Below are 1,389 nucleotides of genomic sequence, written 5' to 3'. Positions count from 1 at the left end.
GGGACTGTAAGAACAACGGTGTAACTCCGAATCAAGGAGTGGCACATGGACTCTGATGTGAGGTCCGCCGTGTTGGCCGATACTGACGCGGTGGCCAGACCCAGGAAACCGAAGACGACCGCGGTGGATGCCGATCTGGTGGGCCAGCTCGTGGCCCAGGCCCGCGCCAGCGGGCTGCAGCTGACCGGCGAAGACGGGCTGCTGGGGCAGCTGACCAAAATGGTGGTCGAGTCCGCGTTGGAAGGCGAGATCACCGACCACCTCGGCTACGACCACAGCGACCCGGCCGGACGTGGAACACCGAACTCGCGCAACGGAACCCGATCCAAAACCTTGATCACCGACGTGGGCCCGGTCGAGATCGACGTCCCACGCGACCGCGACGCCAGCTTCGAACCGCAGATCGTGCGCAAACGCCAACGCCGTTTGAACGGGGTGGAGAACATGGTGTTGTCGCTGTCGGCCAAGGGCCTGACCCACGGCGAGATATGTGCGCATCTGCGCGAAGTCTATGGCGCTGACGTCTCGAAACAGACCATCTCGACGATCACCGACAAGGTGATGGACGGGATGGCCGAGTGGCAGAACCGGCCCCTGGACAGGGTTTATCCGGTGATCTTCCTGGACGCGATCCACGTCAAGATCCGCGACGGGAAGGTCGCCAACCGGCCGATCTATGTCGCGTTGGCGGTCACGGTCGAGGGCGGTCGCGAAATCCTCGGGCTCTGGGCCGGGGATGGTGGGGAGGGCGCGAAGTTCTGGTTGCAGATCCTGACCGAGCTGAAAAACCGTGGTATCGAGGATGTTTGCATGCTCGTCTGCGACGGGCTCAAGGGCCTGCCCGACGCGATCGGGCAGACCTGGCCGGCCGCGGTCGTTCAAACCTGCATCGTTCACCTGCTGCGCGCCTCGTTCGCCTACGCCGGGCGCCAGGACTGGGCAGCGATCGCCAAAGCGTTGAAACCGGTCTACACCGCGCCCACCGAGGCTGCGGCGCTGGAACGGTTCTACGAGTTCACCGAAGCCTGGGGCTCGAAATATCCTGCGATCGTGCGGCTTTGGGAGAATGCGTGGGCCGAGTTCACCCCGTTCCTGGCCTTCGACACCGAGATCAGACGAGTCGTCTGCTCCACGAACGCGATCGAGTCGGTCAACGCCCGCATCCGCCGCGCGGTCCGCGCCCGCGGCCACTTCCCCAACGAGCAGGCCGCCCTGAAATGCGTCTACCTCGCGGTCATGGCCCTCGATCCGACCGGCGAGGGCCAGAAACGGTGGATCACCCGCTGGAAAGCGGCGTTGAACGCCTTCGACATCACCTTCGACGGCCGACTCACCGCCGGACGGAACTAACCCAATCAACCCGAGTTACACCGTTATCTGGACAGACCC

1 protein-coding gene is annotated in these 1,389 nt (G+C 64.2%); it reads left to right on the top strand.

Going from position 1 to position 1,389, the window contains the following annotated elements; all coding sequences use genetic code 11:
* The first annotated feature begins 123 nt into the window (after positions 1-123).
* Positions 124-1,350, top strand: a complete 1,227-nt coding sequence (locus ACAM49_RS40170; protein WP_369640738.1) for an IS256 family transposase — start codon at positions 124-126, stop codon at positions 1,348-1,350.
* The last annotated feature ends 39 nt before the right edge of the window (positions 1,351-1,389 follow it).

The sequence above is a fragment of the Nocardia sp. JMUB6875 genome, from assembly GCF_041154655.1.
Lineage (GTDB): Bacteria > Actinomycetota > Actinomycetes > Mycobacteriales > Mycobacteriaceae > Nocardia.
This window is presented reverse-complemented; position numbering and strand designations above follow the sequence as displayed.